The sequence below is a fragment of the Pseudomonas sp. RAC1 genome (assembly GCF_030658255.1).
In the GTDB taxonomy this organism is placed as follows: domain Bacteria; phylum Pseudomonadota; class Gammaproteobacteria; order Pseudomonadales; family Pseudomonadaceae; genus Aquipseudomonas; species Aquipseudomonas boreofloridensis.
The window spans coordinates 52,684-66,612 of record NZ_JAUTXS020000014.1; the positions used below are offsets into that span (position 1 = coordinate 52,684).

The 13,929-nt window shown below is 64.4% G+C and carries 11 protein-coding genes; 1 reads left to right on the forward strand and 10 read right to left on the reverse strand.

Annotated features, from left to right (window positions below; translation table 11 throughout):
• Positions 1-23: 23 nt before the first annotated feature.
• From Q7C30_RS02865 to pmbA, 3 genes are all read right to left on the reverse strand, one after another.
• The gene (locus Q7C30_RS02865; protein WP_317870611.1) at positions 24-1,400 is read right to left on the reverse strand and encodes a class II fumarate hydratase; all 1,377 of its coding nucleotides are present in this window, start codon (positions 1,398-1,400) and stop codon (positions 24-26) included.
• Entirely contained in the window at positions 1,393-1,794 is a 402-nt protein-coding gene (locus tag Q7C30_RS02870) for a FagA protein (protein ID WP_295484359.1), read from the reverse strand. Before Q7C30_RS02870 ends, Q7C30_RS02865 begins: the two co-directional genes overlap by 8 nt.
• Before the next feature lie 127 nt (positions 1,795-1,921).
• A complete protein-coding gene (gene pmbA, locus Q7C30_RS02875; RefSeq protein WP_317870613.1) occupies positions 1,922-3,268 on the reverse strand; it encodes a metalloprotease PmbA in 1,347 nt (448 codons plus the stop codon).
• Between the two features lie 109 nt (positions 3,269-3,377).
• On the opposite strand from pmbA, the gene yjgA reads away from it, so the two are divergent.
• Positions 3,378-3,899, forward strand: a complete 522-nt coding sequence (yjgA, locus tag Q7C30_RS02880) for a ribosome biogenesis factor YjgA (protein ID WP_317870614.1) — start codon at positions 3,378-3,380, stop codon at positions 3,897-3,899.
• A gap of 113 nt (positions 3,900-4,012) precedes the next feature.
• Here the strand turns inward: yjgA and tldD are convergent, their stop codons facing one another.
• The 7 genes from tldD to mreC all read right to left on the reverse strand — a co-directional run bounded on the left by tldD (position 4,013) and on the right by mreC (position 13,908).
• Positions 4,013-5,452 carry a metalloprotease TldD gene (gene tldD, locus Q7C30_RS02885; RefSeq protein WP_029613611.1) on the reverse strand — a complete coding sequence of 480 codons (1,440 nt, stop codon included), beginning with the start codon at positions 5,450-5,452 and terminating at the stop codon, positions 4,013-4,015.
• Positions 5,453-5,454: 2 nt separating this feature from the next.
• Positions 5,455-6,306, reverse strand: coding sequence for a carbon-nitrogen hydrolase family protein (locus Q7C30_RS02890; RefSeq protein WP_304483812.1), 852 nt, complete (start codon positions 6,304-6,306; stop codon positions 5,455-5,457).
• A gap of 14 nt (positions 6,307-6,320) precedes the next feature.
• Positions 6,321-10,130, reverse strand: a complete 3,810-nt coding sequence (locus Q7C30_RS02895) for a YhdP family protein (protein WP_317870617.1) — start codon at positions 10,128-10,130, stop codon at positions 6,321-6,323.
• A 79-nt stretch (positions 10,131-10,209) separates the two neighbouring features.
• Entirely contained in the window at positions 10,210-11,667 is a 1,458-nt protein-coding gene (gene rng, locus Q7C30_RS02900; protein ID WP_039575586.1) for a ribonuclease G, read from the reverse strand.
• A gap of 59 nt (positions 11,668-11,726) precedes the next feature.
• Positions 11,727-12,317, reverse strand: a complete 591-nt coding sequence (locus Q7C30_RS02905; protein ID WP_295484375.1) for a Maf family protein — start codon at positions 12,315-12,317, stop codon at positions 11,727-11,729.
• Between the two features lie 29 nt (positions 12,318-12,346).
• Positions 12,347-12,835, reverse strand: a complete 489-nt coding sequence (gene mreD, locus Q7C30_RS02910) for a rod shape-determining protein MreD (protein WP_039575581.1) — start codon at positions 12,833-12,835, stop codon at positions 12,347-12,349.
• Entirely contained in the window at positions 12,835-13,908 is a 1,074-nt protein-coding gene (gene mreC, locus Q7C30_RS02915) for a rod shape-determining protein MreC (protein ID WP_205419317.1), read from the reverse strand. The genes mreD and mreC overlap by 1 nt, the downstream gene beginning before the upstream one ends.
• Positions 13,909-13,929: the final 21 nt, after the last annotated feature.

Here is a 13,929-nt window from a genome sequence, read left to right on the forward strand (position 1 = left end):
TGTCTCCTGATGAAGAACGCGAGTCAGATACCGCCCGCAGTGAGCTTCTCCGGATCCAGCAAGGCCTCCAGTTGATCGCGTGACAGATCGGTGTACTCCAGGGCCACATCGACGATCGGTCGTCCCTGCTTGTAGGCAGTCTTGGCGATGTCGGCCGCCTTCAGATAGCCGATGATCGGATTCAAGGCCGTGACCAGGATCGGGTTGCGCGACAGGGCCTCCTTGAGCTTGGGCTCGTTGACCTTGAAGCTGGCGATGGCTTTGTCCGCCAGCAATCGACTGACGTTGGCCATCAGTTCAATGCTCTCGAACAGGTTGCGGGCGATCACCGGCAGCATCACGTTGAGCTCGAAGTTGCCCGACTGACCCGCGATGGCGATGGTGGCGTCATTGCCTATCACCTGCGCGGCGACCATGGCGGTGGCCTCGGGAATCACCGGATTGACCTTACCGGGCATGATCGAGGAGCCCGGTTGCAGGCCTTCCAGTTCGATCTCGCCAAGCCCGGCCAGAGGGCCAGAGTTCATCCAGCGCAGATCGTTGGCGATCTTCATCAGCGCCACGGCGGTGGTCTTGAGCTGCCCGGACAGCGCAACGGCCGTGTCCTGAGAGCCGATCAGCGCGAACAGGTTTTCGCCTGGCGTGAACGGGATGCCGGTCAACGCGCTCAATTCACGGGCAAAACCGGCTGCGAACTGTGGATGGGCGTTGATTCCGGTGCCGACGGCGGTGCCGCCCTGAGCCAGCGCTTGCAGCGCGGGCAGGCTGGCGTGCAGGTGCGCCTGTGCGCCCTTGATCTGCGCGGCCCAGCCGTCGAGCACCTGACTCATGCGCACCGGCATGGCGTCCATCAGGTGAGTGCGGCCCGTCTTGACGAAGCGATGCACCTCCAGCGATTTTTTCTCGAGCACTTGCACCAGATGCGTCAACGCCGGCAGCAGTTGCTCATGCAGGGCCAAGGCCGCACTGACATGGATCGTGGTGGGGATGATGTCATTGCTGCTCTGCCCGCAGTTGACATGGTCGTTTGCATTGACCTGATCGCCCAGCACGCGACTGGCGAGCGTAGCGATCACCTCGTTGGCATTCATGTTGGAACTGGTGCCGGACCCGGTCTGGAAAACGTCGACCGGGAAGTGCTGGATGAAGTCTTCACCCAACAGTTGCTCCACCGCGCGGACGATCGCCCCGCCCTGCTGCGCGCTCAATTGGCCCAGTTCGATGTTGGCCTTCGCAGCCGCCGCCTTGGCCAGCAGCAAGGCGCGGATGAACTGCAGCGGCATGCGCTGGCCGCTGACCGGAAAGTTATCGACCGCACGCTGGGTCTGCGCGCCATACAGGGCCTGGGTCGGGACCTGCAACTCGCCCATGCTGTCACGCTCGATACGGGTATCACTCATCATCGAATCCTTGCATCAGTTCATCGGGAGAAATCGAAGGCAGCAGCACACAATTGGCCAACTGCAGGGCATAGGGCTGCCAACGCTGGTTGCCGTCGCGGCGATCGAGATTGCGCAGGTCGAGCAACGGACGCCACGCCTGGTCCAGGCAGTGGCAGCGCCAGTGCCACGGCAGCATGCGGTCGCAAGCGGTATCGAGCAGAAGGCGCAGGGAAGTCAGGGCCACGGTCCAGGCCGAGGTGTCGGTGCAGCACACCAGGTAGCGCCCCTCGGCGAGGTAGTGTTCGACCAGACGCGGCTCGTCGGGATCGAGCGCGCAACGAATGCGCCGGCTGAGCCAGCGCCAGTTTTCCAGGTAGGGCAGTTCGTGGAGAACGGTTTTCATGAACATCATCGCCGGAGTTGCCGTGTAATGATATTCATTATTAATTGATAAATAGAATCACTTCAAGCTCGAAAGCGTACATAAAAAACCCGGCGCTTCGTCCGGGTTTTGTACATCATCGCTTCATTTCAGACAGTCAACTGCCCGCGACGGTCATGCGCTCGATCAGCACGGAACCCGTGTGAATGTTGCTTCTGGTCTCAAGATCGCCACCGATGGCAACAATTTGCTGGAACATGTCCTTCATGTTTCCGGCGATGGTCACCTCCTGTACAGGGAACTGAATTTCGCCGTTCTCCACCCAGTAACCCGCCGCACCGCGGGAATAGTCACCGGTGACCATGTTCAACCCGTGCCCCATCAGTTCGGTCACCAGCAGACCACGGCCCATGCGTCGGATCAACGCAGCCTGGTCTTCCGAACCATGGGTCACGAACAGGTTGTGCACGCCCCCGGCATTGGCGGTGCTCGGCAGTTTCAGCTTGCGACCGGAGTAGGTGCCGAGGATGTACGACACCAGCTCACCTTTATCGACGAACGGTTTGGCATAGGTCGCCAGCCCGTCGCCATCGAACGCGGCGCTGCCCAGCGCCCGTGGAATATGCGGGCGCTCGTCCAGCGTCAGCCAGGTGGGGAACAATTGCTGACCGAGCGTGCCCTCGAGGAAGGACGACTTCCGATACAAACTGCCGCCGGAGATAGCCGAAAGAAAGCTGCCGAACAGTCCACCGGCCAGCTCTGCGGCGAACAGCACGGGCACTTCGCAGGTAGGCACCGGACGCGCGCCCAGTCGGCTGGCGGCCCGCTGTGCCGCACGCCGACCAATGTTTCGTGGATCGTCGAGCAGTGGGCCTTGGCGGCTGACGTCGTACCAGTAATCACGCTGCATCTGCCCTTCGCCCTCGGCGATCATCACGCAACTCAGGCTGTGCCGGGTCGAGGCGTAACCACCCACGAAGCCATGGCTATTGCCGTACACGCGCACACCCTGGTGGGTATTGAGGGTGGTGCCATCGGCGTTGAGGATACGCGGGTCGGCATCGAAGGCCGCCGCCTCGCACTCCAGGGCCATCTCGATGGCCCGTTCCGGCTCGATATTCCAATCGTGGTAGAGGTCCAGATCAGGTAGCTCACGTGCCATCAAGGCCGCATCGGCAAGGCCCGAGCACTCATCTTCGGACGTGTGCTTGGCGATCGCCAGGGCAGCGGCCACGGTCTCGCGGATGGCCTCGGCGCCGCTGGCCGAGGTGCTCGCCGAGCCCTTGCGCTGACCGACATAGAGGGTAATGCCGAAGCCCTGGTCGCGGTTGAATTCGACCGTTTCCACTTCGCGCTGGCGCACACTGGTCGACAGACCCTGCTCCAGCGAAACCGCCACCTCGCAGGCGCTGGCGCCCTGGCGTCGTGCTTCGGCGACGATCGCTTCGACCTGCTCCTGCAACGCCGGCAGGTCCTTGGGGCCTATGCTCTGGACTGCACTCATGGTGTTCTCCACTCAAATTCTGCGTTCGGCGAGGGTCGTTGTGCGACCGGGCCGGACAAAGCGGCCCCCGACTGGTTATCATGGCGGCGATTTCCTGCGGACTGCCACCATGGTTGATTCATACGACGACGCCTTCGACGGCGAAAAAAGCAAGACCCAGATCAAGCGCGAGCTGCATGCACTGGTCGAACTCGGCGAGCGCCTCACCACGCTCAAGCCCGACACCCTCGCGCGCCTGCCGCTCACCGACGAGCTGCGCAAGGCCCTGGAGGAAGCCTCCCGGCACACCGCCCATGGCGCTCGCAAACGCCACATGTCGTTCGTCGGCAAGCTGATGCGCGTGCAGGATGTGGACGCCATCCAGGCGCTGCTGGAACAGATCGACAGCTCCACACGCCAGTACAACGAACGCTTCCATGGCCTGGAACGCTGGCGCGACCGGCTGATCGAGGGCAACGACGAAGACCTTGAGCGTTTCGTCAGCGAATTCCCCGAAACCGATCGCCAGCACCTGCGCTCGCTGATTCGCCATGCTCAGCACGAAAAAGCACGGAACAAGCCGCCCGCCGCAGCGCGCAAGGTATTCAAGTACATTCGCGACCTCGACGAACTGCAACGCGGCCTGCGCTGAGCGCGCGCGCAGGAGCGGGCTGGCCCGGCGAACGCGGGCGAAACCGCTGCCGGCCGGCAGCGCATCGCCCAGGTCGCGACACGGCGCCGCGCCTGCACCGCGCCCAGAATACGTCAAGCCCCGGTCCCACCTACGGTAATCGCATCGAGCTTGAGGGTCGGCTGGCCTACGCCCACCGGCACCGACTGCCCGTCCTTGCCGCAGGTGCCCACGCCACTGTCCAGCGCCAGATCGTTGCCGACCATCGACACCCGGCTCATCGCCTCCGGACCATTGCCGATCAGCGTCGCGCCCTTGACCGGTGCGGTGATCTTGCCGTCTTCGATCAGGTAGGCCTCGCTGGTGGAAAACACGAACTTGCCACTGGTGATGTCCACCTGTCCGCCACCCAGGTTGGCGCAGTAGATGCCCTTCTTGACCGAGGCGATGATCTCCTGCGGATCGCTCTGGCCAGCGCGCATGTAGGTATTGGTCATGCGCGGCATGGGCAGGTGCGCATAGGATTCGCGTCGGCCGTTGCCGGTCACCGCCATGCCCATGAGGCGAGCGTTGAGCTTGTCCTGCATGTAGCCTTTGAGGATGCCGTTCTCGATCAGCGTGGTGCACTCGGTGGGCGTGCCTTCGTCGTCGACGCTCAGCGAGCCGCGACGATCCTTGAGCGTGCCATCGTCGACGATGGTGCACAACTTCGACGCCACGGCTTCGCCGATGCGACCGCTGTAGGCCGAACTGCCCTTGCGGTTGAAGTCGCCCTCGAGACCATGCCCAACCGCCTCGTGCAGCAGCACACCTGACCAGCCCGGACCGAGCACCACCGGCAGTGAGCCAGCCGGCGCCGGTCGGGCATCGAGATTGACCAGCGCCTGACGCAACGCCTCGCGCGCATAGTCCATCACGCGCGCCTCGGTGAAGTAGCGGTAGTCGGTGCGCCCGCCCCCGCCGTGACCACCGCGCTCGCGGCGACCGTTGTGCTCGACGATGACGCTGACGTTGAAGCGCACCAAGGGCCGCACATCCGCCGCCAGACTGCCATCGGCCGCCGCCACCAAAATACGCTCCCAGACGCCCGCCATGCTGACGCTGACCTGCTGGATACGCGGATCGAGGGCACGGGTGGCGGCATCGACGCGCTTGAGCAACTCGACTTTGTCGGCGCGGCTCAGCACGTCAAGTGGGTTGTCCGGCGCATACAACGCGGCCACGTCCTGGCTGCGGAACGCCTGAACCTTGCCGTTCTGGCCGGCGCGCGAGATCGACCGGGCGGCACGGGCGGCCGAGGTCAGCGCTTCAAGGTTGATCGCATTGCTATAGGCGAAGCCTGTCTTCTCGCCGGACAGCGCACGCACACCCACGCCTTGGTCGAGGTTGAAACTGCCTTCCTTGACGATGCCGTCTTCCAGCGCCCAGGTTTCCGAGATCTGTCCCTGGAAATACAGGTCGGCCGCGTCGATGCCGGGCCCGGCCAACTCACCCAACACAGCTTGCAGGCTGTCGAGGGTCAGTCCGCCCGGTGCCAGGAGCTGATCGCTGACGGTCGATAACATCTGGCTCATAGTCACTCCACGGTGAACGCAGGCCGCAAGGCGTCCTGCGAGAAAAAGCGCCGGTGCGAAGTCACCGGCATGCGCGCCCGAATGGACGCTTGTTCGTCGATATCGCGCGCAGCGAGCAGCACACCTTCGCCGCGCGCCTGTTCGGCCACGATCCGCCCCCAGGGGTCGACGATCGCCGCTTGACCATGGGTCTGGCGCCCTCCGGGATGAGTCCCGCCCTGGGCGGCTGCCAGCACGTAGCACTGGGTTTCGATGGCCCGGGCACGGATCAGCACTTCCCAGTGCGCCGCACCGGTCACGGCGGTGAACGCCGCAGGTGCGCTGATCAGCTCCGCTCCTGCCTCGCGCAGGGCGCTGTAGAGCTCGGGAAAGCGCAGGTCGTAACACACCGACAGGCCCAGTTTGCCGACCGGGGTATCGGCCACCACCACGCGCGCACCCGGCGCATAGTCGTCTGACTCCCGGTAGCGTCCGCGATTATCAGCCACATCCACATCGAACAGATGCAGCTTGTCGTAGCGGGCAACGATTTCACCCTGCTCGTCGACCAGCAACGAACAGGCGTGGGCCTTGGCCTCGGGCGAAGCGACCGGTGGCAGCGGCAACGTGCCCGCCACTACCCATAACTTGAGGTCGCGGGCGGCACGTTTCAACCAGGGCAGTATCGGCCCCTGGCCCAGGGCCTCGGCACGGCCGATGGCGGCGGCATCGTGCCGCCCCATGGCCGCGAAGTTTTCCGGCAACACAGCCAAGCGAGCGCCGTCGGCGGCAGCCTGCTCCAGCAGCGCGTGCGCCCGCTGCAGGTTGGCCAGGACATCATCCTGACTGACCATCTGGATCACCGCTGACTTCATGACCGCTCCCGAAGCTATTTGTCGAAGGGTTTCACAAATGTGATCTTAGGCTCTTTGACCGGACCTTGAACCCGATAATGCACGCTGGCGAAGCGCGCAACGCGGTCGCCGATCAGACGATCGACCAGGAACAATGCCCCACCCACCGCCGGAGCACCGACGATCAACGCGGCCAGTGGCAGGTTGTTGGTGACCGGCAGGGTCACCTGCAGATTGGCGTCGATCCGGTCACGGACCAGATCGAGCGTACCGTCGAGTTCGAAATTGCTCGAAGGTCCGGTCACCGCGATCGGCTTGCGGGTCACATAGACACCTTCGCTGGCCACCAGCAAGCCCTTGACCCGATCATAGGCCAGGCCCTGACCGAACAGATCGGTGAAGTCCAGGCGCAGACGGCGACCGATCGAGTTGAAATTCAACAGGCCGAATACGCGAAGGGCTTGGGCACCGCCCTCGACCTCGACGAACTGCCCGGTGCGCAGTGCAGCATCGAGGCTTCCCGAGAAACGCTTGAGACTGACCCAGGCTGGCGAGCCTGGCCAGCGACCGTCGACGTCCATGCGGAAGCTGCGGCTGGTGACGGTCGGCGCAAAGCCCCAGGCCTTGAGCACATCACCGAGATTCGCGCCCTGCACGCGGCCTTTGTACCAGCTGGCGCTGCTGTCGGGCGTGCCCTCCCAGCCAGCGCTGCCATCGACACGCAGACCCTTCAGATCGAGCTTGATGTCATTCACCGAAACGCCGCGTGCCGTTGGGCGTAGCTTGACCGCCGCGCTGCCGAACAGATCGTCGCCGCGGTAGAGCTTGTCGATGCTCAGGTCGAGCATGGGCGCCTTGCGTGGATCGAAGGAGGCCAGCGGGTCCGGCGCATCGTCGGCCGCTTCCTGCTGCGGATCGGCCGGGGGCAGACGCAGGGTCTGCAGTGTAACCACCATCGGCGCTGCCTTGGCGTCGGGCAGGCGGGCGTTGCCCATCACTTCGCGGCTGTCCAGCCGCAGGTCCCAGGCGCTGGCCACCCGCGCCAGGCGCACCACGGCCTGATTGAGTTCGGTGCCGAAAGCGCTCAGCCGGCCGATGCTCAAGTCGACGCTCTGCAAGGTCTGGCGCGCGCTGCCGCCAGGGTCCTGCCCTGCATATTTGCTCATCTGCTGCTGCCAGGGCTCCAGGTCCAGCGTCTCCAGCCGGCCCCGCACTCGCAGGCCTTGAGCACCGGGTACGCTGGCCGAACCACCGCCGAGCACCAACTCGCCGCGGCCCTGTTCGGGCTTGTCCAAGGTGGTGGCATAGGCCAACTGCGCCAGGTCGGCATACCGCGCATCGAAGCGTCGCTCGGCGCCTTGCAGGGTCATGCCGAAGCTGCTGTCGCGCACCGTGGTCATGGCCTTGCCGAACGGCGGCGGCAAGTCGATGATCAGCCCCTTGAGCGACGAGTTGATGTCCAGACGGTTGTCACGACTGCCAAGGCTGAGTTGCAGTTGGTAGGGCAGATCGCCCGAAGCCGGCAATGGCTGCTTGAACTGCAGCCACTCGGTCAACGCCTTGAGTGCCACCTGACCGCTGGCCTGGATACGGGTCTGGATCTGGCCGCCCTGCCCTTCGGCGAAAATCTGCGCCGAGACCGGTTTACCGAAGGCCTGCAGGCTGATGTCCTTACCGCTCAAACCCTTGTCCAGATCGAAGTTGAAGTCGCCCTTGAGGCGGCTCAACTCAAGCGCAGGCGGCTCCACTTTCAGTCGCGCATCATGGGTGGCGAAATCGACGTTCACCTTGGGCTGCATGCCGTGCTCCAAGGGAATGTCCAGCTTGACCTTGCCCCGCAGCGGACCCTCGCCCTCCCAGCCGGCGAAGATCTCGCCAGTGCCGATGGGCGCCTGCTTGAGGATCTTCAGACCGTCGCCCAGGCTGCCGTCGAACTTGCCGTCCAGATACAGGTGGCTGTGCTGGTCGCCCTCGACGTGAGGAATATCGACGCGCACATCGCTGACCTTGGTATCGAGCAACAGGCCCTGGTTGGCGTGAATATGCACGCCGCTGTCCTGAATGCGCACCTTGCCGTCCACCTGTCGCACCTGCGGCCAGCCAGGCTGGAAATCGAGGGTGGCGTCGTGGACGTCGAAGAACAGGCTGATGCTGCGCGAATGATCCGGCGCATCGTGGTTCAACGAACCCTGGTACTGGAAATAACCCTCGTCGACCGCGCCCTTGACGATGGCGCTGCGCAACCACTGGTCCAGCGCCGGGCTGAGCACCTGCGGCAGGTACTTGGCCGTGTAGCGCCCGTCGCCGTCGGTCAGACCGACGCGCAGGTCCATGTAGTCGGCCTGTTGCTCGTGGAAACGGAAGCGAATGAGGAAGTCGGCGGCGATCTTGCCTTCATCGCCGAGCACTTTGATGTAGGGCGCGATCAGGGTGAAACCGTCGTCGTCCAGCGCCCAGGTCAGGCGAGCATTGGCTTTCTGGTAGTGCCAGGGCTTGGCGAAGATCGGGTAGAGGTGAAGCATGAAGGCATCGCTGTCCAGGCGCAGCTCGCCCTGGCCCAGATCGCCGCTGATGCTGCCGCTGACATTGCCGGCCGCCGGAGCGCCGTGGTAGGCGTCGAAGCCGACGTTGTCGAGGTTGGCGGCGAACGCCAGGCGTTGGTCGCCTTCGGCCTGGGGGCGGATGTCGAGTCGCACGTTGCGCAGGGCACCGGTAACCTTCAGCGCATCGACTACGGTCATCAGTTTGTCGGGCAGTGGCGCCAGTGCGTCGATCAACGGGGTGATCGGCGTCAGGTCGAGGCGGTCGGCCTGAACGTGCCAAGTGTCGCCTGAGTCATCCGTAGCGGGTGCTTGCTGCGCCTGCAGGTGGCTTTCCCAGCGAGTGTCGCCGATGTTCGCCGCCAGCGAATCGACCACCGCCTCGTACCCTTCTCGCCCTTGGCGAACCCAGGCCGACAGGGCCAGATTGTCCAGGGTGATCATCTTGCGGTCCGCGTAGGCACTTCGCAATGTCGGTGCGTTGAGCCGAACGACGCCGCGCTGCAAGCGCCCTTCGTGCCAGTCGACCCAGAACTCGCCGCCTGCACGCAGGGTCTTGGCCCGCCATTGGCCCAGCACACTGGGCGGCAGCCAGCGCGCCCAGTCGCTCTGCGGCAGGCTCAGATAGGCTTGGTAGTCGCCTTCGCGCCAGGCCTCGGGTTTGGCGCGACTGCGCAGGTTGAGCGCCAGAGGCTGGCCGTCCGGCAGCGTTGCCTGCAGTTCCAGGGACTGCCGCGCGGGACTGGCCTGCAGACCGAGGCTGACATAGGTCAGGGTGAGAGGGTCGCGTCCAAACGGCTGGAGGGTAACCTGACTGTCGAACACATCGACCCGTCCCAATTGACGCAGGCGCTGCAGCACCTGGGCGGCATCGAACGGCTCGTCATCCTTTTTCGGCAGCCCTTCCAAGCGCCACTCGCCCTGTGGATTCTCGCGCAGGATCACTTGCAGGCCGCCAAGCTGAATGTGCGCCAGACGCACTTCGCGGGCCTTGAGGCTGGCCCACAAGTCGGGTACCAGCTTGACCTCGTCCAGGCGCAGCGCCGACGCCCCCTCACCCAATTGCAGATCGCTGACCCGCAGCACCGGTGCCAGGCCGCTCCAGCGTCCCTCCAGGGCGCCGATATGCACGGGCATGCCCAGCGCCTGCTCGGCCTTGTCCTGCAGCTCGTTACGGTATTCGGCCACCAGCGGCGTCAATTGTCGGCCGAGACTCACATACAGCGCGAGTAACACGACCAGCAGTGCGCAGAGGCCAAGGCCCCACCGGGTCATCGCGCCCAGGACGCGGTTCAGACGTCCCATGGCCAAGGCCCTCCGAGTCGTCCTTCAACTATGGCCGCACCCGCAGATTTCGCCACAGCACGGAGGTATTCAGCGCGAGTCAGAGCAGCACCACATCATATTGTTCCTGGGAATACATGGACTCGACCTGGAAGCGAATGGTTCGCCCGATGAACGCTTCCAGTTCGGCGACGTTACCCGACTCCTCATCCAGCAGCCGATCGACCACCTTCTGATTGGCCAGCACCCGATAGCCCTCGGCCTGGTAGGCGCGGGCCTCGCGCAGAATCTCGCGAAAGATCTCGTAGCAAATGGTTTCCGGGGTTTTCAGCTTGCCGCGCCCCTGGCACGCCTGGCAGGGCTCGCAGAGCACCTGCTCGAGGCTCTCGCGGGTGCGCTTGCGGGTCATCTGCACCAGGCCCAGCTCGGTGATGCCGATGATGTTGGTCTTGGCGTGATCGCGCTCGAGTTGCTTCTCCAGCGTGCGCAGCACCTGGCGGCGGTGCTCCTCATCTTCCATGTCGATGAAGTCGATGATGATGATGCCGCCGATATTGCGCAGGCGCAGTTGTCGGGCAATGGCCGTGGCCGCTTCCAGATTGGTCTTGAAAATCGTCTCTTCGAGGTTGCGATGGCCGACGAAGGCGCCTGTGTTGACGTCGATGGTGGTCATGGCCTCGGCCGGGTCGACCACCAGATAACCACCGGACTTCAGCGGCACCTTGCGCTCCAGCGCGCGCTGGATCTCGTCTTCGACACCGTAGAGGTCGAAAATCGGCCGCTCGCCCGGATAGTGCTCGAGGCGGTCGGCGATCTCGGGCATCAGCTCGCCGACGAACTGCGTGGTTTTCTGGAAGGTTTCCCGGGAATCGATACGGATCTTCTCGATCTTCGGGTGGACCAGGTCTCGCAAGGTGCGCAGTGCCAGGCCCAGGTCTTCGTAGATGACGGTGGGCGCGCCGCAGGTCTGGATCTGGCTGGCGATCTGCTCCCAGAGGCGGCGCAGATAGCGGATGTCCTGCAGGATATCCTCGGCCCGCGCGCCTTCCGCGGCGGTGCGCAGGATGAAACCGCCGGCGTCCTTGAGGTTTTCCTGGGTCATGGAGTCGCTGACCACCTGTTTGAGGCGGTCACGCTCGGCTTCGTCTTCGATCTTCAGCGAGATGCCGACATGGCTGCTGCGCGGCATGTACACCAGGTAACGCGAGGGAATCGACAACTGGGTGGTCAGGCGCGCGCCCTTGGTGCCGATCGGATCCTTGGTCACCTGCACCACCAGGGCCTGGCCCTCGTGCACCAAGGCGGTGATGGTCTCGACCGCCGAGCCTTCGCGTTGGGAGATTTCCGAAGCATGGATGAAGGCTGCGCGCTCCAGACCGATGTCGACGAAAGCCGCCTGCATACCCGGCAACACCCGCACCACCTTGCCCTTGTAGATGTTGCCGACGATACCGCGGCGCTGGGTGCGCTCGACATGCACTTCCTGCAACACGCCGTTTTCCACCACTGCCACGCGTGATTCCATCGGGGTGATGTTGATCAGGATCTCTTCGCTCATGGCAGCTCTCGTCAAAGGTCTTCGGTAATCATGGATGGCGGGCGCACGTCTGGCCAGCGTTAAGCGGTTTCCTCATGCTGCCAGCAGGGAATGGCGAACTGTTCGAGCAGCTCGGCGGTTTCGCTCAGGGGCAGGCCGACCACGGCCGAGTAGCTGCCGGCGATGGCGCTGACGAATACCGCGCCAAGGCCTTGGATGGCGTAACCACCGGCCTTGTCCACAGGCTCGCCGCTGGCCCAGTAGCGCCAGGCTTCGTCGAAGGAGATGGCGCGAAAACGCACTTGGGTGGCCACGCACAGGCTCAGCGAGCGTTGGCCATCGGTGAGCGCCACGGCGGTGAGCACCTGGTGCTCGCGTCCGGACAGATCGCCGAGCATGGCCAGCGCATGCTCGCGATCGTCCGGCTTGCCGAGGATCACGCCGTCGAGCACCACGGCGGTGTCGGCACCGAGCACCACGCCGGGCGCCGTCAGCGTGGCGAAACCGGCTGCGGCCTTGGCCCGTGCCAGACGCTCGACATAGGCCTGGGGCGCTTCGGCGGGCAACGGCGTTTCATCGATGGGGGCGTGGACCCGAGTGAACGGCACGCCGATCTGGGCCAGCAGCTCGCGCCGACGCGGCGAGCCGGAGGCCAGGTACAGTTGGGTCATGTGGACATCTCCCTGTCAGTGACGACGCGTCAGTGGATGTGCAGGCGTCGGCGCAGGCCACGCAGGGCGAAGCTGATCCAGGGCCAGAGCAAGGCACTGATCACCGCCGACCAGACCAGCGCCAGGGTCGGCAGGCGGTTACCGGTCAGGGCGCTGAGCCACAGCTGGATCAACTGGGCGATGCCGAACACCACCAGGATCACCAGGCTTTGCTGCCACATGGGGAACATGCGCAGGCGCTGCTGCAAGGACAGCACCAGGAACGTGATCAACGTGAGAATCAGCGCGTTCTGTCCCAACAGGGTGCCATACAGCACGTCTTCGGCCAGCCCCAGGACGAACGCGGTGGTCATGCCGACCTTGCTCGGCACCGCCAGTGTCCAGAACGCCAGCAACAAAGCGAGCCACATGGGGCGAAACACTTCCATGAATTGCGGCATCGGCGTCACGCTGAGCAACAAGCCGATGACGAAGGTCAGCCAGATCGCCCAGCCATTTCTGCTACGGGTACTGACCATCATTCACTCCGCGGCTGGGCCGGCGCTGCTGGCGTGGCGGCCGGATGAGAGGTGGACGAGCCGTGCGCCGGCGCCGAGGAACCAGACGCGGCTGGAGCATGGCCCTGCGCGTCGCCGGTCGAGGCCGGCGCTTGGCCGGTCGCCGCGCCCGGATGAGCGTCCTTGGCACCCTGGCGATCGGCCTCCTCCTGCGCGATGGCCGCATCGGTGGCGCGTTGCTCAGGCGTGCGTCGGTCGCTGAACACCAGCAGCATGTAGCGACTGCGGTTGAGCGCGGCGGTGGGGATGGCACGAACGATGGCGAAGGGCTGCCCGGAGTCGTGGATCACTTCGTTGACCGTGGCCACCGGATAACCGGCCGGGAAACGTTGCCCCATGCCGGAGCTCACCAGCAGATCGCCTTCCTTGATGTCGGCGGTGTCAGCCACATGGCGCAGCTCCAGACGTTCCGGATTGCCCGTGCCACTGGCGATGGCGCGCAGGCCATTGCGATTGACCTGGACAGGGATGCTGTGGGTGGTGTCGGTGAGCAGCAGCACCCGCGAGGTGTAAGGCATCAGCTCGACCACCTGGCCCATCAGGCCGCGCGCATCGAGCACCGGCTGACCGAGAAACACGCCGTCGCGCTCGCCCTTGTTGATCAGGATGCGATGGGTAAACGGATTGGGGTCGACGCCGATCAACTCCGCCACCTCGACCTTCTCGTTGACCAGCGCGGAAGAATTGAGCAGTTCGCGCAGGCGCACGTTCTGCTCGGTCAGCGCGGCCAATTTCTGCAAACGCCCCTGCAACAGCAGCGCTTCGGTCTTGAGTTTCTCGTTCTCGGCGATCAGTTCGGTGCGGCTGCCGAACTGCCCGGCCACGCCTTGCCACAGACGCTGCGGCAAATCGGTGACCCAATAGGACTCCATCAGCACCAGCCCCATCTGGCTGCGCACCGGTTTGAGCACGTCGAAGCGCGAGTCGACCACCATCAGCGCGACCGACATCACCACCAGCACGAGCAGACGAACGCCCAGCGAAGGGCCCTTGGAGAAAAGCGGTTTAATGGGCCGTTCCTCGTGGACGACGATTCAGGCGGTCATTGCACAGGG